This is a genomic window from Sphingobium sp. FW305-3-2-15-F-TSA7, assembly GCF_058787155.1.
Window position 1 is genome coordinate 1 of the sequence record NZ_JBYSZM010000017.1, and the last position, 18,945, is coordinate 18,945.

The 18,945-nt window shown below is 61.0% G+C and carries 12 protein-coding genes; 4 read left to right on the plus strand and 8 right to left on the minus strand.

Features of this window, described 5'->3' with window-relative positions; genetic code table 11:
• The first annotated feature begins 86 nt into the window (after positions 1 to 86).
• Positions 87 to 1,379, plus strand: coding sequence for an O-antigen ligase family protein (locus tag AC3WN8_RS14790; protein WP_492670212.1), 1,293 nt, complete (start codon positions 87 to 89; stop codon positions 1,377 to 1,379).
• Here AC3WN8_RS14790 and AC3WN8_RS14795 read toward each other — a convergent pair.
• Complete coding sequence (locus AC3WN8_RS14795; protein WP_492670213.1) at positions 1,355 to 2,131, minus strand: DUF2569 domain-containing protein; 777 nt, start codon at positions 2,129 to 2,131, stop codon at positions 1,355 to 1,357. The two genes, AC3WN8_RS14790 and AC3WN8_RS14795, sit on opposite strands and share 25 nt — an antisense overlap.
• 333 nt (positions 2,132 to 2,464) lie before the next feature.
• On the opposite strand from AC3WN8_RS14795, the gene AC3WN8_RS14800 reads away from it, so the two are divergent.
• From AC3WN8_RS14800 to AC3WN8_RS14810, 3 genes are read left to right on the plus strand one after another with little or no spacing between them, the layout of a single operon-like run.
• Complete coding sequence (locus AC3WN8_RS14800) at positions 2,465 to 6,019, plus strand: DUF7507 domain-containing protein (protein WP_492670214.1); 3,555 nt, start codon at positions 2,465 to 2,467, stop codon at positions 6,017 to 6,019.
• 25 nt (positions 6,020 to 6,044) lie between these two features.
• Positions 6,045 to 7,421 (plus strand): tetratricopeptide repeat protein, encoded by a 1,377-nt coding sequence (locus tag AC3WN8_RS14805; protein ID WP_492670215.1) that lies wholly within the window; start codon positions 6,045 to 6,047, stop codon positions 7,419 to 7,421.
• Positions 7,422 to 7,481: 60 nt separating this feature from the next.
• Entirely contained in the window at positions 7,482 to 7,793 is a 312-nt protein-coding gene (locus AC3WN8_RS14810; protein WP_492670216.1) for a hypothetical protein, read from the plus strand.
• Between the two features lie 13 nt (positions 7,794 to 7,806).
• Here AC3WN8_RS14810 and AC3WN8_RS14815 read toward each other — a convergent pair whose 3' ends face one another.
• The 7 genes from AC3WN8_RS14815 to AC3WN8_RS14845 all read right to left on the minus strand — a co-directional run bounded on the left by AC3WN8_RS14815 (position 7,807) and on the right by AC3WN8_RS14845 (position 18,909).
• Positions 7,807 to 8,145, minus strand: a complete 339-nt coding sequence (locus AC3WN8_RS14815; RefSeq protein WP_492670217.1) for a hypothetical protein — start codon at positions 8,143 to 8,145, stop codon at positions 7,807 to 7,809.
• A gap of 155 nt (positions 8,146 to 8,300) precedes the next feature.
• Positions 8,301 to 9,707 (minus strand): erythromycin esterase family protein, encoded by a 1,407-nt coding sequence (locus tag AC3WN8_RS14820; protein WP_492670218.1) that lies wholly within the window; start codon positions 9,705 to 9,707, stop codon positions 8,301 to 8,303.
• 99 nt (positions 9,708 to 9,806) lie between these two features.
• The gene (locus tag AC3WN8_RS14825) at positions 9,807 to 12,335 is read right to left on the minus strand and encodes a TonB-dependent receptor (RefSeq protein WP_492670219.1); all 2,529 of its coding nucleotides are present in this window, start codon (positions 12,333 to 12,335) and stop codon (positions 9,807 to 9,809) included.
• A gap of 107 nt (positions 12,336 to 12,442) precedes the next feature.
• Complete coding sequence (locus AC3WN8_RS14830; RefSeq protein WP_492670220.1) at positions 12,443 to 13,495, minus strand: FecR family protein; 1,053 nt, start codon at positions 13,493 to 13,495, stop codon at positions 12,443 to 12,445.
• Entirely contained in the window at positions 13,492 to 14,025 is a 534-nt protein-coding gene (locus AC3WN8_RS14835) for an RNA polymerase sigma factor (RefSeq protein ID WP_492670221.1), read from the minus strand. The genes AC3WN8_RS14830 and AC3WN8_RS14835 overlap by 4 nt, the downstream gene beginning before the upstream one ends.
• A 296-nt stretch (positions 14,026 to 14,321) precedes the next feature.
• On the minus strand, positions 14,322 to 15,716 hold the full coding sequence (locus AC3WN8_RS14840) for an alpha/beta hydrolase (protein ID WP_492670222.1): 1,395 nt from the start codon (positions 15,714 to 15,716) through the stop codon (positions 14,322 to 14,324).
• Between the two features lie 55 nt (positions 15,717 to 15,771).
• Positions 15,772 to 18,909, minus strand: coding sequence for a TonB-dependent receptor domain-containing protein (locus AC3WN8_RS14845; RefSeq protein WP_492670223.1), 3,138 nt, complete (start codon positions 18,907 to 18,909; stop codon positions 15,772 to 15,774).
• Between the last annotated feature and the right edge of the window lie 36 nt (positions 18,910 to 18,945).

Here is an 18,945-nt window from a genome sequence, read left to right on the forward strand (position 1 = left end):
CACCCCATCTACGGACAGTGCCCCCGCTTGCCCGACGCCCGAATATAGCAGAGGCTCCTTCCGGCCGTATAGTGGAGCATGGCGAGATGACAGCAGCCCCATCGCCCGATGAGCCGGTGAACCATCTTTTCGTCTGGATCCTAATCGCGGCAGCACCCCCAATCTATGCACTGGCAAGCTGGACGGCGTTCGCTGCCCCTGGGGCGGTGGCAGGACTTCTGAACCGGTACTCGTTGCCGATTGTCACGATCGAGATGCTTGTCATCGGCATGTCGCTCGCCTGGGGCTTTCGGCCAATTCACATGTTCGAACATCTGCCGACCGCGCCCAAGTCCGCGATGGTCATGCTCATCGCCCTGACGTGGGCGACGGCGTTGTTCCGCGCACCCGATCAGTCAGCGGCCCTGGCCGGTGCCTATGGTACCACAATCCATATGCTGTTCGGCCTCGCCCTGTTCTCACTCGTCCGCGATGCCCACCTCATATCACCTGATCGGATCTGGCGCGTGTTGCTCGCAGGGCAGTTGGCCTTTCTCATCGTCGTCGCGGCGTTCGTCCTCACCATGTGGGACATACGAGACTTCGACTGGTCGCGGTTCAGATTGGCCGGAAGCAATGTCCGCCATCTGGGCTATTATTCGGCGTCCGGCGGCTTGATCGCGCTCGGGCTCGCCATCACCGATCCGATGCGCGTCCGTCGCTGGGGATATGTGGCCATCGCCGCGGCGTTCGCGGGCCTGGGCTTCTGGACGGGATCACGCGGCGCGGTCTTCGCCATTCTGGCCGCACTGCCGCTTTGCGCGCTTGCCTCACCGTCCTTTCGAGGGCGATTTCCCGTTATAGCCTGGCTTGTCAGCATATGCGCAGGCGCGCTGCTCGCCGGGGCATTGCCGGTACCCCATCCTTATTTCGGGATACAGCGGGTCATCTCATCGGCCGCCACGGCTGAGTCCGGGATCGACGCCTTGAGCAGCGGACGCGTCGCGATGTGGCGCGGGACGCTCACCAAGATCGCGGAGCAGCCTTGGCTCGGCCTGGGCGAGAGCCAGTTTCGCAGCCAGGTTCCCGAAGCACTGCGCTCGGCGAACCATCCTCATGACGCCGTGCTGCAGATCCTCCTGCAATGGGGCGTCGTCGGCCTCGCGCTGGTCGCAATTCTGGCCATCATGCTGGCGGCACGGATAAGGCGCGTCGTGGACGCGGCGCCCTCGGCAACCGCGCCGGCAATCGGCGTCATTGCCGGCTTGCTGACCTTTTCGCTTTATGACGGAACACTCTATTATCCATATCCCATCATGATGATCGTCAGTGCGGTGGCGATCATCCTCGGTCACGACCGTCAGGTGGACAAGGGTCAGGCCGGCACCCGGCTCCGATAGGTCAGGTTCACCCGGCGCGAAAACAGCAGATAGGGCAGCCAGATCGCGATGCTGATCAGCGCCTTCTTGCTGTTGCCGGTCAGCAGTCCATCGAGTGCGGCGGCGACGGCGGGCGGCACGTTGGGCACCGCCGCCATCAGCTTCGCGATCGAGGATTGGGCCAGCAGATCGAATGCCCAGACCAGCGCCAGGAAGCGCGGGAACCAGGGGACATGGCGCAGCGCCATGACGAAGGCGATGGCATAGAGGCTGGTGAGCACGACGACATCGGCCAGCATCAGCACGTAGAGGCTGTCCAGCCAGACCGGCGCCGAGCCGCCCGGCGCGGGCATCGCGGTCAGGAATTCGACGGTGCGGACGGGAATGTTGAGCAGCATGCCGATCAGCAGCGACGCCATCAGCCCGGTCGCGCCGAACAGCGGCAGATGGCGCTGGGTCACGCAATCGACCGTCCGCCATGCACCGAAGCGCGCGAGGCGGATTTCGGGCTGGGCCAGGAGCGCGCCGCGCGGAAACCAGTGAAATGCCAGGAACAGCGAGATGACGGGCGCCGCCACGACGAGAAGATAAGGCAGCGCGTTCGCCAGCGCCGCGCCGCCCGAGGGGATCGCGGTCAACGGCACGCCGAGCCTCAACCCGCACAGCGCACTCGCCAGCGCGACCCAGATGAGCACGAGGGTGCGGATATTGGCCTGAAGCTGGCCGACAAGCGTCACGCTTTTCGCGTGAAAGCGATTCCTGAGCCGTTCCATCCCGTCCCTACTTCGCCAGGCGGAGATTGTTCCATCCGCACCGACATGGTGCCTCAACATGCTTAACAAATCGCAAAGCCATCGGTTGCACCGACAATGGACCCGCCCCTCACAACAAGCAATATCGAAAGATATATGACCAGTTACGCAAAGATATAACTCCAGACATGCAAAGTAATAGATCAAATACTCTACGAAATCCCGTTTCGGAACATAAGTATTAAAATGGATACCTTGCAACGTAATTGGGTTAAAATAGCGTTAGCCCCGAGTCGCGCCAGAGAGGCGGACCGATCTGCCTCCAGCTCGCGCGACACAACAGTGGAGGATGTCATGGCGACAACTTACGATGCAACCGGTTATGTCGAGCAGACAATCGGCGGACTGATCGTCCATCATTTGGCGACGGGGGAGCGCGTGACCTCCGGATCGGGGCTCTATCAACCCTTCCTCCACCAGGATTCCAACGGCCCGCTTTCGATCGGATATAATTCTGACGAAAACGGCAATCCGCTGGACGTAGGCAGTTCGCAGACCGAAGCGCTGCGGCTCTCCAATATCCCGATCATCTATCGGGCGGGTGTCGCCTATTACGAATTCCGCCTCGATGTGAACGAGCCGAACAACGACAACCGCCAGGTCGCGCTCGAGCAGCTGCGGATCTACACCGCGACGCGCGAAGCGAGCCTGGCCGATTATAATAACGGCTTCACCGCGCCCGGCGTGTTCACCACCGTCTACGATCTCGACGCGGGCGAGGATCGCCGCGTGCTGCTGTCCGACGACAGCACGGGCGGCGGCACCGACGATTATGCGTTCTACATTGCGGTCAGCGCCTTCTCCGGCGATCCCGCGACGACCTTTGTCACCTTCGTCAGCCAGTTCGGCCCCAATCCCGACGAGGATGGCGGCTTCGAGGAATGGCGCACGCAGGATGCCGCGAGCATCAGCGGCATCAAATTCGCGGACCTGGACGGCGACGGCGTCAAGGACGCCAATGAGGCCGGTGTCGCGGGCTTCACCGTCTATATCGACGCCAATAACAACAACATATTGGACAATGGCGAGGCATCGACCGTCAGCGGCGCGGGCGGCGTCTTCCATTTCTATGGCTTGCCGGTGGGCGAGAGCGCCGTGACGGTGATCATACGCGAAGCATTGACGCCCGCGCAGCAAGCCGACTGGCTGCTGACCACGGGCGATGCGTCCGGGGATCATGCCGTCACCTATTCCGCGGCGCAGGCCTATGCCGTCGAGGTCGGCAACATGCCGATCATCAAGGCGATCACGGTCGACAAGACGGTCGATTCGGTCACGGGCGGCACCCCGGACAACAAGGCCGACAGTGCCGGTGATGTGATCCACTATCTGATCTCGCTCGCCAATGCCGGCAATGTCCCGCTGACCAACGTCACGCTGACTGATCCCAATGCGGATGCGGGCAGCATCACCTATGTCAGCGGCGATGGCGGCGTGGCGGGCGTGCTCGAGGTGGGTGAGACCTGGATCTTCTCCGCCACGCATCTCGTCACCCAGGGCGAGCTCGACAGCAATGGCGGCGGTGACGGCGATATCGACAACACCGCGACGGGCAGCGCCTTCTACAACGCCACCGAAGTGCAGGACGACGATTCCGCAGAGGCGGGACTGGTCTACAACCCACTGCTCGCGATCGAGAAGGATTTCGTCGACGTCACCAATGACGACCAGACGACAAGCAGCGAGGCGGACAAGGCCGGTGATGTCGTCAATTACCACATCACCGTCGAGAACACCGGCAACGTCACGCTGACCGGCGTGACGGTGACCGATCCCGCCGCCGATCCGGGCAGCATCCAGCGGATCATCCCCGTCCAGCCATCGGCACTCGATGATGGTGATGCCCTGCTCGAAGTCGACGAGATCTGGACCTACTCCGCCACGCACACCGTGACGCAGGCCGAGCTCGACGCGAAGGGCGACGGCACCGGCGTGTTCGTCAACACAGCGACTGCCGACAGCACCGAAAGTCCCCCGGACGACGACGACGCGGAAACGCCGCTCGTCTATGATCCGCTGCTGGCGATCGAGAAGGATTTCGTCGACGTCACCAATTCGGATCAGACGAAGAGCAGCAGCGCCGACAAGGCGGGTGATGTCATCAACTACCACATCATCGTCGAAAACACCGGCAATGTGACGCTGACCGGCGTGACAGTGACCGATCCCGCCGCTGATCCGGGCAGCATCCAGCGGATCATCCCCGTCCAGCCCTCCGCGCTCGACGATGGCGACGACTTGCTCGAGGTCGACGAGACCTGGACCTATTCGGCCACGCATACCGTCACCCAGGCCGAACTCGATGCGAAGGGCGACGGCACCGGCGTGTTCGTCAACACAGCGACTGCCGACAGCACCGAAAGTCCCCCGGACGACGACGACGCGGAAACGCCGCTCGTCTATGATCCGCTGCTGGCGATCGAGAAGGATTTCGTCGACGTCACCAATTCGGATCAGACGAAGAGCAGCAGCGCCGACAAGGCGGGTGATGTCATCAACTACCACATCATCGTCGAAAACACCGGCAATGTGACGCTGACCGGCGTGACAGTGACCGATCCCGCCGCTGATCCGGGCAGCATCCAGCGGATCATCCCCGTCCAGCCCTCCGCGCTCGACGATGGCGACGACTTGCTCGAGGTCGACGAGACCTGGACCTATTCGGCCACGCATACCGTCACCCAGGCCGAACTCGATGCGAAGGGCGACGGCACCGGCGTGTTCGTCAACACCGCCACCGCCGACAGCACCGAAAGCCCGCCCGACAGCGACGACGCGGAAACCCCTCTGGTCTACGACCCCGAAGTCGATCTCGAAAAATATGTCTCGGTCGATGGCGGGGTAACCTTCACCGACGAGGATAATCCGACCGGCCCGACCACCAGCCTCAATGCGCCGGTGATCTTCCGCATCACCGTCGCCAATACCGGCAATGTCACGCTGACCGATATCGCGCTGACCGACACGAAATACGACCTGACCGGCGCGCCGCTCTATCTCGATGCCGACAAGGACAGCGTGCTCGACGCCGACGAAACCACGGTCGTCACCTCGCTGGCACCGGGCGAACAGGGCATCCTGCTCTACTCCCTGCCCTATGAGACCGGACAGCATGTCAACACCGCGTCGGTGACCACCGGACAGGGCGCCACCGACTCCGATGCCGCGCATTATTTCGGGCTGGTCAATGACGGGCCCGGGGTACGCACGCCCGGCTTCTGGTCCAATCTCGGCTTCGGTTTCTGGGACGGCAAGGCCGGCCTGCCCAAGCAAGCGGGCCAGCCCGGATTCGCCGATCACGAATTGCTCTATGCCGTCGATTCCAATCGCAACGGATCGATCGGCGCAGGCGATGCGCCCGGCTTCCTGCTCGGCGATTTCGATATGAACGGGCTGACCAATGGCGGCGAGGACACGATCTTCATTCCGCTCGCGCTTGCCCAGCAGCTTATCGACGCGTCGCAAAAGGATCAGCAGGACGGACGCTGGATGCTGGGCCGCGATACGGTGGCGACCTGGCTCAATTACCTGGCCGGCAACAATATCGGCGAGGCGAACGATCCGAACAGCCCCAAGGCGTTGCTCCAGGATGCCGTGGACTGGTTCCAAACCTATGCCGACGCCAATCACGACAATATAATGGACCTGGCAAAGGCGAACGCGATAAAGACCAGCGATGCCAAGTGGAGCGCGCCGGGTGACGGCGGCTATGGCGCGTTCGTCTCGGCCGCATCGATGCACAACCAGCTGGACGCGTATAACAATACGGGCAGCACATCACCGGGGCACGACTATGCCGGCGACGCCGACAGTTCGGTCTTCCTGTTTGCGCTGGCCAACATCGTCTAGCTTGCCAGCCATCGCGGCGCTGCTGTTGGCGACCTGCACGAACGGTTTCGCGCAGGTCGCCGAGCGCCCGGCAGATGCCTGGGCGGAACTGAATGCCCAGGTGCAGCAGGCCTATCGCGACCAGCAATATCAGCGCGGCGCCGAACTGGGCGCGGAAGCGCTCGCACTTGCCGAAAAACGCTTCGGTTCGCAGGATACGCGCACGATCATGTCGGCGAACAACCTGGCACTCAATTACGACGCGCTCGGCCGGCTGGACGCGGCGGAACCGCTGTTCCTGCGCGCGCTGCAATCGCATGAGCGCGTCTATGGTCCCGATCATCCGCTGACCCTGGTCTCGCTCACCAACCTGGCCGGCCTCTATCAGCTTCGCGGCCGGTTCGACGAAGCCGAGGCGATGCTGCGCAGGGTGATCGATGCGCGTGTCCGGCAATTCGGCGAAGACAGTGCCGACACCGAACGCGCGCACCACAACCTGCAGGCACTGCAACACGCGCGCGCGGCAGCACACCCGGAAACCCTGGCAACGACCGCGCCGGCAGCGGCAGCGGCAGCGGCATTGCCGGTGCCGACGCCGGCAATGGTGGCAGTGGCAATACCTGTGGCAGTGGCAACGCCGGTAGCAGTGGCAACGCCGGTAGCAGTGGCAACACCGGTAGCAGTGGCAGCGCCGGTGGCAGTGGCAGCGCCGGTGGCAGCGGTAACACCGGTAGCGGTGGCGACAGTGAGCCCGGAGCCCTCCTCGATGGCGGCACTGGCGGGAATCGATCTCGCGACAATCGCCTTCGAGGATGGGGCCGGATATCCGCCGGCAAACCGCATCCACGGGCTAACATCCGTCCTGCCGATCACGCCGCATAGCGATGCCTTCGCCGATGCGCGCGACGTGAAGACCGGCCGCTTCCTCCCCCGGCCGGCCGCGATCTCCGGGCATGTCGAGCAGGTCGCGGACAGCCCGGCGGTGGCCCCGGAAATGCGCGTGGCATCCGCGCCGATGGCGGCAGCCGCGGCGGCGCCCGATCCGACGCCAATCGCGACGCCTGCAGGCATCGATTTCGCCGCGATCGCCGTTGGAGGGGATGAGGCCGGGCACTCGGCGGTGAATCGCATTCGGGGACTGACGTCGTTCCTGCCGATCGCGCCAAGCGTCGACGCCTTCGCCGACGCGCGGGACGTGAAGGCCGGCCCATCGCGCACCAGGCCAACCATGATTTCAGGACAGGTCGAGCGCGTTGCGGACAGCGCACCGGTGCCCCCGCCCCCGATCGCTTCGGCACCGGAGACCGGTCAGCCCGTCCTGATCGTCGACCTCTCCGCCCTGACCTTCGGCGAAACCGATGAGGTGAAGAGCGACATGGTCACGACCGCCGAGCCGAAGGACGCGGCATCGGATCCGCCGTAACGGGTCATTTGTGGCAAGGTTTGCGACCATAACCATGCTACGGCCATCGACATGGTTCAAATGCGCAGCCTTGCCGGCATCGTCGACGTCGACGGACTTAAATATGAGTGGGAACTCCAGCGAGAGCCGCAGTGGAGCGACGTCGATGGCTGGAAGGGCATGAGCATCTCGTTGCGGGAAAAGGATATGCAGCGTGGGGCGCTGCTGGAATTCCCTCCGCCGAAGCGCCTGTTGAAAGGATTGCAGCGGGGCCGCCTTCAGATCAACGACGCGATCGTCGCCAGGGGAATTCGCGCAGCCTTGCTGGCGGGATGGGAGCCGGCGTCGCGTGGCAAGCCGATGGTGTTCACGGTCGATGCCGACGGCAATTAGGCCCAAAGCCTGATCAGCGTTGCTTCTTGGCCGTGGTCGCGGTGAAGTCCGGATCCTTCTTCGCCACCCAATCGACGAATTTGCGCACATTGGGGTTGGCCAGCAGGCCCTCCACAACCATCCCATGGCGCTGCAGTTCAGAATTGGTGAAATTGGCGATCAGCGTCTGCTGGCAAATGGGGTGCATGGGCACGGTATCGCGCCCGCCCCGGCTCTTGGGCACGGGATGATGCCAGACAATGGTCTTGCCGGTAGGCCGGTCGCAGAGCCAGCAGGGCACCACCGGCGCCGGAGCCTCCTCCTCGCGATGCAAGTCGCCATAGGGACCATGTTTCGGATGCTTGCGGGCCATGCGTCTACCTGATTTGCCTGAACTTGCGCTGCCCACCTACAGCGGACCGGCCGGTATTGCCACGAGCATGTCGCGACGCCTCAATCTCCTATCGCCTCCAATCCGGCCGACGATCCATTTGTCGGAACATGGCGCCTCGACAAGATATTCTCGGCTTATCTCGGCATTGGCCTGGATCGGGATAAAGCGGAAAAATGAACGATCGCATCGGTGGCCGAGCTTGGAACAAAAGCGATTTCGGTATTCAAGTTCGCTCTCAGCGTCTGCGAAGCTCCCAGCCATTTCCGGACATCCGACGCCGGCTTCGCAAGACGGAGACTCAAGATGAAATTGTTCGGATCGGCGGCTCGCAGCGCCATATCTACACGACCGGCCGTGCGATTCCGTTCTCCGAGATCGGCGTCATTCGTCGCCGAGCTTGTCGCAATGATCCGAAGCGCGCTTCCAAGGTCTTTCCGCAAATGCTGACCCATCATGACTGCGGGTTTGCGGTAAACGCTCCAAAGCCCGCTGCGCAGGGAGGCGTTAACAATGTGCGCGTTGTGCGCAAAGACCATCATTTTCCCGCGCGGCCCTTCTTTCTGCAGCGCCCATATGACGTTGGCCGCCATTGCGGCGTCACGAACGCTCGACGGCTTGTAGAATTCCGGTGAAAGCCCGCCGCCAGGCGGGTCCGGAGGCAGAACTGCGAACATCTGTTCGATTTTCTCCGCAACGACAAGATTGCGACGCTCGAAATCATAGTCGTCGGGAGAGCTGGCTGCGACGATGGCCTGACGGCTTCCTTCGAAGGCATGTGCCAGCGCGCGCAGCAGGCTCCGGAATTGAGCCCGCTCCTCTGCCGAAAACGACGAATAGCCCTTTTGCGAGAACCGGGGCAAGAACTGCTCCAGTGTGCGCCGGGTTTCCCGGGGCAATTCGACCCCAGATCTTGTCATCAAGGCCAACGGACCATCCAGCGTCGATCGGGCATTCTCGATCTCGCCCGCGTCGCTCCCACCGCTAATGTCTATCCCGTAGACCCTGACCTTGCGCTCCGACACGGCGTTGTGGTTCCGAAGCCATCGAAGCAACTCGAGATTTTCGCTCGCGCGACCGAAGCCCCACGTAAACCCGCGCTGCAGAACGTCGCGTGGATCCTCCGCGCCGCCAAGGACATAATCGTTCAATAGACGCGCTTCGGTGAAGCCGGTCTCCAGAGAGATCGCGGTATAGCCGCATTCCTCAACGAGGAATCGGAACAGGCGATTGCGAAACGCCAGCGGTTCGTGGACCCCATGCGCCGCCTCACCCAGAGCGACGACCCTGGAATTTCCGACGATCGCTTTTACGGCGCGCGCCTCCGCGCCGGTGATGGCGGGATCCTGCAGCGCGACAGGTGCCGCATTTTCGCGCGCCCAGACGATAAACGCATTTTCACTCGAAACGCGCCGCTCGACCGCGACAATTTTCCCCTGCGCGCGCGCCTTGCGAGCCAGTAACGGATCGCCTTGAAGGCAAATCCACCCGAGAAGAGCGGCCATGCAAAGGCGGCGGAAATAGAGGCAGGTTTTTATAGCCATGTCGATCTCGCACAAACGCGTCCCGATCGCTTTCGAGATAGCAGGTCAGGGCCATCGCCTCCCCCGCCTGCTATCCGGAATTTCGGACATTCGAGAGCGTCAGAAATTCTTAGTGACGGTCAATCCCAGCGTTCTCGGCCTGGAATATACGATCAGATTGCTCGAAACAGGGTCCCCGGACAGTGACGCTCGTTTGTCGGTCAGATTGTTGACATACACATCGAACTTGAACGTGCGATATTCGACGCCCGCACTGAAATCGGCCTGTACATAGGATGGATAGACAAGGGGGGCGAGCACGAGCCCTCCGATACGGTCGTCCACATAGCTGACCGATCCACCGACATGTGCGCGCAAATCGGGCCCCAGATCAAACTCGTGATTGATCGATACACTTCCAGACCATCTGCTGCTCATGGGCAGGCGGGATCCTTCCGGCAAATTGGCAAGGTCTCCCGCCGTCGCGGGAAGCGCCTTTACCAGCCGCGCGTCGTTATACGCCACCCAACCGGCCACGGTCAGACCTGCAATCGGACGGCTTTCGAGGGAGAGTTCGACACCTTCGCTTCGTGCCGTGCCGGCATTGGCGTTATACCCCAGAACAGTTGTCGGCACCGTCAGCCCCAGCTGGATATCGCTCCAGTCGATCCTGTAGATGGACAAATCAAAGGAAAGCGCGCCATTCAGGATTTTACCCTTGGTGCCTATCTCGTAATTTGTCGTGGTGTCATGCGAATATTGACACGGGACACCCATTACGCCGCAATTCGAATTCGGACCGCCCGGTCTGTAACCTGATGCAACACGGCCATAAACCATTATATCGGGGCTGATTTTATATCGCGGCGAAATCAGATAGGTGAAGGGACTGTCCTTGGCCTTAAGAGTGGGCGTCTGAAATGTATCGCTGTTCGGATCGAAGAAAATCCGGACGAGTGGGCCTTCTCGCGACACGCTGGCACCTTCCTGCCTGATGTAAGCAAGGCGACCGCCAAACTGAATATCGAACTTGTCCGTGATCTGCAGGTCCAGATTCGAGAAAAACGCAGTCTCTTTATATTTTGACGGCAATCCGTTGGTGAGCAATGTGCCCACGAACTCGCCGGTTTGTGCATTGACCGCCTGGAAGTCGCTGGAATCGTCAATATTTTCGTTATTGTACAGAGCGCCGATCAGCCAGGTCGATTCACCGCCAAAGATCTGCAGCGGAATTGAAGCGCGCAGTTCCTGCGAAAATCGCTTTGCGGTATTCGCACCGTAGACCGCCACGCCGGACACCCCGAAGAATGTCGTCGCCAGGTCGCTGAAAAAACCGCCCAGGAACGGAGCCGTATAATCCGGCGCCGAAACCACTTTCAGATAGGACGATCCCGTTATGGACTTCAGTTCGACATTTCCGATTTTACCCGTGACGATTGCGGAATAATTCTCGATCCTCTGCTTGTAGATGTTGACGCCCGGAATTCCGCTGAGCTGCAAGTCGTTGCGCGTGCTCAAGGTCGCATTGGCGACGTCGGCGCCGGCGGTAAGACTCTCTTGAACAAGACCGCTCAACCTGACGGAGAATTCGCTGTTGGGCTGCCAAAGCAATGCCACGCGCCCGCCCTTGCCGTCACGCCGATTCACGTCGTTTTTCCCGGTCAGCGGGTTGTCGACATAGCCGGGATCGCGAAGCCTGAAGCCACTGGCCCTGACCGCGATGGTATCGCTGATCGGCACATTGATACCGCCCCTCAGGCTATAGCCCATTTCCCCGGTGCGGACCGTGTTGACGCCCGCCTGAATGCGCCCGCTCACCGCGCCAACTGACGGATCGATGGTAACGAATTTCAACAGGCCGCCCATGCTGCTCGCGCCGTACAGCGTCCCTTGCGGGCCCCGCAGGACTTCGATGCGCTCAAGGTCGCCCGGATCGATGTCGGGCACCACCGCCGCGAAAGAGGGGCTGGCGGACGCACCGAAAGGAACGTCGTCCACCACGTTGCCGACGACCGCGTTACCCACGCCACCCGTCGAGATGCCGCGTATGACAATGATCGCCTGGCTTTCCTGGCCTTCAAGACCGCCTGCCTGATAGCTCACGCCCGGGATCTTCGAAAAATAGTCTTGAACCCGTAGCTGGTTCGTCTGTGCGAGTTGGGTCGTGTTGACGACAGTCACCGGTACCGGCACGTCCTGCAGACGCTCGGAGCGCTTTTGCGCGGTGACGACAATATCCTCACCGCCATTGAACTGGTCTGCAGTTGATCGTTCATTGCCAGTGTCCGGCCCGCCGACCCCGTTTCCCGCCGCTTGCTCTACGATCAACGCGCCCTGAGACGTCGCCCGGACCGTCAGACCCGTTCCACCGAGCAGGCGGCTCAATGCCTCGGATGCGGTCAGGTTGCCGCGCACCGCGGGGCTGCGACGCGCCCCTATGATGGCGGCGCTGAAGATGATCTCCGTGCGGGTTTGGCGGCCGACCTGGCGGATTGCCGTCGACAGGCTTTGCGCGGGAATATCCACCGAGACGGCGCGTTGAGCCTGCGCCGACGCCGGCAACGCGGTAAGCGCAAGCGGCGCAATTCCGAGCATCATGGCCATTCTGATCATTGAAAATCCGGTCGTCGTCTCGCGAGCGCTCACCATGATCCCCCCTTTTTGTTTCTCTCCGGGGAAGCGCGTCGCCCCTCCCTTTCGGAAGCACGCAGCAAAAACAAAAACCCACACCGGAGCATGAATTTTTTGTGGCGGGACTATTTGTGTTTCGTGCCGGCGACCAAATCGATCCGGTCCGGTGCCGGTCGGGCCTCCACCGGCAGCAATTCGCTGACGATCGCCGCGAAACGCTCTGGATCGCCTGTACGGAAAACACCGCTCACCCTCAATGCACCGACCCGATCATCGGCGATCACCAGCGGCCTTGTCGTGTACCGATTAATCTCCGCGACAGCGTCTCCAAGCGGCATATCCGCAAACTCGACAAAGCCTTCCCGCCAGCGCAACTGCGTACCGAGATCGACGGCGGAGACCTGCTGCGCGGCGCCCATTTCAGCCACCAGTTCCTGTCCGGGCACCAGTGTCGTTGGGGAAATCGGGCCGAGCGTGGCGCTGGATACGGCCAGCCGGTCGACGACAACCTTGCCCTCCACCAGGGTTACCTGCATCCGGCCAGGATCCAGCCGAACCTCGAACACCGTACCGAGCGCCGTGATCTGCCTGTCCGCCGCCTCGACCACGAACGGATGCGTCGGGTCATGCGCGACCTCGAACAAGGCTTGACCACGAACCAGACGCACGACCCGACGTTCCGAGTCGAAGGCAAGACGGATCACGGTATCGGTATTGAGGGTCACCGCACTGCCGTCGGGAAGCTGAACGCGACGCTGTTCGCCTTTTCGAGTGGCAAGATTGGCTGCGTTGGACGCAATTGCAGATGCGACGCCCTGAACGGGCGCATCCATCACATTGGGCACCCCGGTGAGAAACAGCGCTCCGGCAATCGATGCGGCCAGAGCGCCGCCGATCGCCCATTTCCACCGACGGCCAGACGGCGCAGGCCCGTGTGAAAGCGCATTTTGCCGAAGGGCCGAGAAGGCAGGATCATCGGCATTGGCATCGTACAGCCCGGCGGCCCGCTCCATGCGGGCATATTGTGACGCATTATTGGGATTGGCATTCAGCCAGGCGTCGAACTCCGCCTGTTCGGCCGGCGTGAGATCACCGCGATCCTGGCGGATATGCCAATAGGCTGCGGCCTCCTCGGGCGACATGCCGAGCGTCGGCTCCTGGCGGACAAGCCCCTTCATTCTTCGTCCATCCTGCGCGCAATGTGGAGGGTCGCGCGCTGCATATGTTTTTCCACCGCGCTGACCGAAATGTCGAGCCGAGCCGCAATGTCGAGATAACGCATGGCTTCGATCCGTCTCAGCACGAAAATCGCCCGCGTCCTGTCCGGCAACTCCAGCAGGATCGCCGTCGCGCGCAGCAACTGTTCCCTATTGGCAAGCACGTGCTCGGGCGAGAAATCCACATCCGAATGCAGATCGGGGTCGAAGGGCTGGTGCAACGCCTCGTGCCGCGCCCGCCCGCGACGGCTCCTGTCGACGAGGACGTTGCTGGCCGTCTTGAAGACATACCCATCCACATCGTCGCCATTCTCGATCTCGCCACGGCGCAGCAGCCGTTCAAACACGTCCTGCACCATATCCTCCACGTCGGACGCTTTGCTGACCCGGCGTGAGAAATAGCGACGAAGCGACGATCGGAAACGGTTATGCAACCGGGCGATGCGGGCATTCTCGTCGGGCGATGTCGGACCGATGTCCCGCTTCTGCACGCCTCACCCACCCATTGCGCGGTTGCGCTCCCGGTTGCCCATGCAGCCGGTTCTCACACCTAACACGCAGCCGCGGACAAAACCCGCACCTCCTTGATACCCGACCAGCACACGGGGCTACAGAACGCCGAGGCCGGAGCGACCGCTTCGGAAAAGGAGGTGCCGGGCAAGGGGTGTCTATGTTCGGGATGCTCCAGCGCCGGTTTTCACTGAGCGCGCCTCACAGCCACCCAAAACCAGCCGAAGTGCGTCGTACGGCCGTTTCCGATCCATTCGATCAATGCCGTTGCTGCGGATCATTTGGCTGGCCCGACAATGCCCTTTTTTGCGTCTTGCCGGAGCTTGCGCAGCTTGATCTCATTGCTCCAGATATCATCATATTCGCCCGGTTGTTTTGCAGCCGCCTCATAATATGGAAGGGCCTCGGCAGGCCGCCCTATTTCGGTGAGCACACGGCCCAGGCGTTCCTTCATTCCGGAATATTCGGGGAAGAGCGCGACGTTGCGCCGCGCCGCAGCCAGCGCGTCATCGTAACGTTTCTGCTTGACGAACCATTCGGTCAGAGCGTCGGATTCACCGGGCTGGGGCGCTACATCATAACCATATTTGCGTGATCGCGCGGCCTGATGCGCGGCAAGCAACGCCGGAAAATCCTTACTCCCGACAAAGTCCGACCCCTCAAGATCGTGCATGTTCATATCGGGCGCCCAGCCCTGATACAGCGCGGTCAGGCCGTCATAGAGCGTGCGATGCGGCGTGGTGCCATGCGTATCGTCCGGGTAATAACGATGCTTCCAGGTCAGGTGGGCAGGCGGGCTCGTGGTGAGCCAGTCGACCAGCTTCTGGCCGGAACCGCTGATCGTATTCTCGTTGTCGCCCCATCCGATGAACAGGAAATGCGGCTGCTTGAGCGTCGTTAGCTTTTCCTGCGCCAGCTTTACATAGGCCTGCTGATCCCACCACAAGGACGGGCTGGCGGCGATATGCGCCTGGAATGCATCCGGCCGATCGAGCAGCGCGATCATGTTGAACAGACCGCCGAGCGAATGGCCCGTCAGCACGCGATAAGGCGCGGTGCGATAGTGCGAATCCACCCACGGCATCAGTTCATCGGCAAGGAAGTTGGCGAAAACGCCCGCGCCGCCGACCGGACTGTGCTTGTCCTCTTCCCGTTGCTTCTCGTCGTGCAAAATCGGCGCAGTCAGGTCACGCATGCGGCGCCGCATGTTGGGCACGGCGATCACGATCATCTCGGGGATAAGGCCGTTATCGCTCAGGAAATCGACGACGCCGGACGCGTGAAGCAGATGCTTGTTGCCATCGAGCACGATCAGGACGGGGTAGCGCTGCTTCGACTGCGCATAATGGTTGGGCAGATGAATCAACACCTCCCGGTCCTCGTCCAGCAGCTTCGAATGGATGGCGAAGCGCTGACCGAGCAGGATCGGCTCCGCCTTCGACGCATTACTCTTCTCCGCGATGGCTGACTGCGAAAGGAAAGTTGCCGCACACGCCAACAGGAAGGCGCCGTATCTCGGAAAACGTGCGAAACCTATCATCTTCATTCTCCAATCGTCAGCAGATGGCAGAAGATCGCGTCCAGCCGGATCATTTCCATTCCGATCAGCTCCTGCGGCGGCGGCAGACGCGGGGCCCCATCCGGGCGGCAGCAGCGCCGGATGCGAAATCACCCCCGGCGCTGCATGTGGTCAGCCCCGCATCTTCGACAGGTCGCTCAACCGAGCCTTAGAACTTCAGATTTGCCGTCAGGAAAAACGAACGACCAAGGGCATCGTGATACCCAGACCTCAGGAAAGGAGGGGCCGTGTCGAAAAGATTACTGACGCCAATGCCGACGGTAGCGATTTCAGTAAAATTATATGTAACATAAACGTCGTTGTAGAGCCGGGACGGAATATGATTCCGATCATATTCTTCCGACGTCGCGTCCGCGTCGTTCTTTGAACTTGAAATATAGCGAAACGTCCAATTTGTCTTCAGCTTTCCAACGTCCGCGCCCAACGTCAAACTGCCTCGGAAATTTGGCATCAATGCGGAGTTATGGAACTTCAATACGTTATCAGGCTGAGTCGCGTCGGGCGTCTGATCGTATTTGAAATTGTAACTCCCGACAAACGACGCCGAGATCGTCACCGGCCTTCCCAAAAGGACACCGGCATCGGTGCGGTAATCGGCTGAAAAATCAATGCCTCGATAGATTAACCGACCAATATTGACCGACGATGCCAGCACCTTTTCGATCGAATGATCCGCCCTGCGCGTGATGAGGCTGCAAGCTGTGCTCGCGGGCGGATCCGTATCGTAGCAAGCACGAATGACACTGTCCAAATCGAGGTTCTCGACAGCGTCGGTCATCTTGATCTGGAAGTAATCGATGGCGGCTCTAAATCCGGGCAGAAAGCGCGGTTCGAATATAGCGCCGATCGTGAGGCTGTCGGAGGATTCCTCTTTAAGATTTGGATTGCCACCACTGATCAAAGCTTTTGGAGCTCCGTATATCCCACCATTGCCAATATCTCGGAAGTTCGCGGGAACGCCGCTTGCGGCGCACCCTTTGGCTCGATTGGCCGTTGCGCCAAGCTGGGTGGCGTCACACGGATCGAACAAGGCCAGCGTCGACGTCGATACCGTTGCCGGGGTGTACAATTCGTTCAGATTCGGAGCGCGAACGCTGTGCGATATCGTGGCCCGGAGCCGAACATCGGAGACCGGGGCCCACACCAGTCCGGCCTTCCAGGTAAAAGTGCTGCCGATTGTCGAATAATCGGACAGCCGCGCTGCGCCATCGATCTCCAATGCCTGAAAGAAGGGCACATCGCGCAGAATAGGGACGACAAGTTCACCGTAAGCCTCGGAGACGTCGAAGTTGGCTTTTATGCCTCGTCCGAAATTCAACGCCAGCAAGCCCTGGGCTGCCAATGGATCACCCTGGACGTCGATGGTTTCCCGGCGATGCTCGACGCCGGCCGAAAATTTGACCGATCCCGCGGGCAAATCAAACAGACTGCCATTAAGATCGCCCCCGCTCACAAACTGTGTATTGGTCGTCAGCGTGCGCGCATTATAATTGAAATATGGCAGCGCCGCCGGATCGATGGAATTGATTCCCAGGACATTGATGGGCTTGCAACCAGCCGCACGGGCAGTCGCGCTGAAGCAGACCGGGCGTCCGGTTTCCGGGTCAAGCACGACATCAGTTGCCTCGCTTGCGCGCGACGTGATCTTGTCGTTCAATGACAAAGACCGATTGTCAAAACGCCCATATTGGCCAAATACCTGCCAGGCGATACGATCGTTCAATCTACCGTTGAGCCGAACCGTCCCGGTGTAAATGCTTCTTGTGACGGCCAATCCAGTACGGCCCTGATCATTCCCGGTGCGCTGGACCGTAAGCGAAGTAAGGCCGCGCTCGTCCATCAATGATTTGATCGCCGCCGGAATAAACGGATTGTCGCGACCCGGCTCGTGATGCAACTCGATATCCGGATAGTATGGATCGGCAAGATTGAGCGCCTTGGTTTGTCCAAACTGAAGGTCGGAGGTGAGATTGACGCCATCAAGCACTTCATATGAAAAATGCGTCATCGCCGATATCGTTGACAGCCTTCCCCGTAACAAAACGAAATCGGCGGGATTATACCCGTCTCCGCCAAAGGCAATTATCGGGTCGTCGGCAGGTCCGGCATAAGGATAAGTGGAATCATTCTGCAGTGCCCTTAGCGCACCGTTCTCATACGTCATTCGAGGGAGCTCGCCGATCTTGAACGAGCCCCCCGGAGTGCCTGGCCGGTACCGAAAATTGTCGTAGACGATTTGGTTCGGGATGCCGTCAGCCGGGCCGGTGTCGGCAGGATTTCCCAGAGCAATCTGGAATGTCCGGGTCCAGGGCCGATCCGTCCAGTTGATCATGTTATCGTGATTGTAGGAGACACCTATGGTGACGCGACCTCGCTCTCCGACTTTCCCGCCGAATATACCGCCATAGCTATAGCTGTATCCATCTCCGCGGCTCGACAGCCCCTGGCGTGTGCTGAGTTCCAGACCGTCCACATTCTCGCGTAGAATGACGTTGACCACACCCGATACAGCGTCCGCTCCGTAAATGGCCGCCGCTCCCCCCGTGACCACCTCGGCTCGCTCGATCATGTTCGACGGGATCGACGAAAGATCGGTCGCGGCTGTGGTGCTTCCCCCTGAAACGCGCCGGCGGCCATCGATCAGGACCAGGGTGCGATTTGTCCCCAACCCGCGAAGATTCAGGAACTGCGCGCCCAATTCGGCAGGGGCAGCAAATGCGTCATTGCCCGGCCCTTGCCCGGGAGCGAACTGGGGCAATTGATTCAAGGCCTGATAGACGTTGCTGAAGCCTTTCCGCTCGATGTCCGCACGATTCTCGACCGTCACTGGGCTGGGCGTATCGTATGTCGTCCGCGCGATACGCGATCCGGTGACGATGATCGCATTGTCCTCGGATGCTGCGGCATCGTCTGCTGCTGAACCTTCCTTGTAATTCGATGCCGGTTGTAAGCCGGCGCCCCCCACTGCGGCAGCCACGATGAACACGCCTTGCGGACTGAGGCGATAAGTCAGGCCCGAAGTGCCAAGCAGAATACGAAGCGCACCACCGGCGGAGTGCGAGCCACTGACGGACACCGAACGCTTTCCACGCGTCTGGCCGCCGTCGAAAGAGATCGGCTGACGGGCAGCCTTGCCGAATGCGCGGAGCGCCTTTGCCATGTCCTGAGACGGAATGTCGAACCGGTAGGTCGCCTCCTGGGCATAAGCCGCGAGGGGCATTGCTGCCATTGTCGCGGCGAAGGCTCCGCTCGCCAAAAAACACGCTCTGCGCAGAGTTCCGATCATGCTTCCCCCTTGTCGCGCCAGGCTGATCTTTATTGG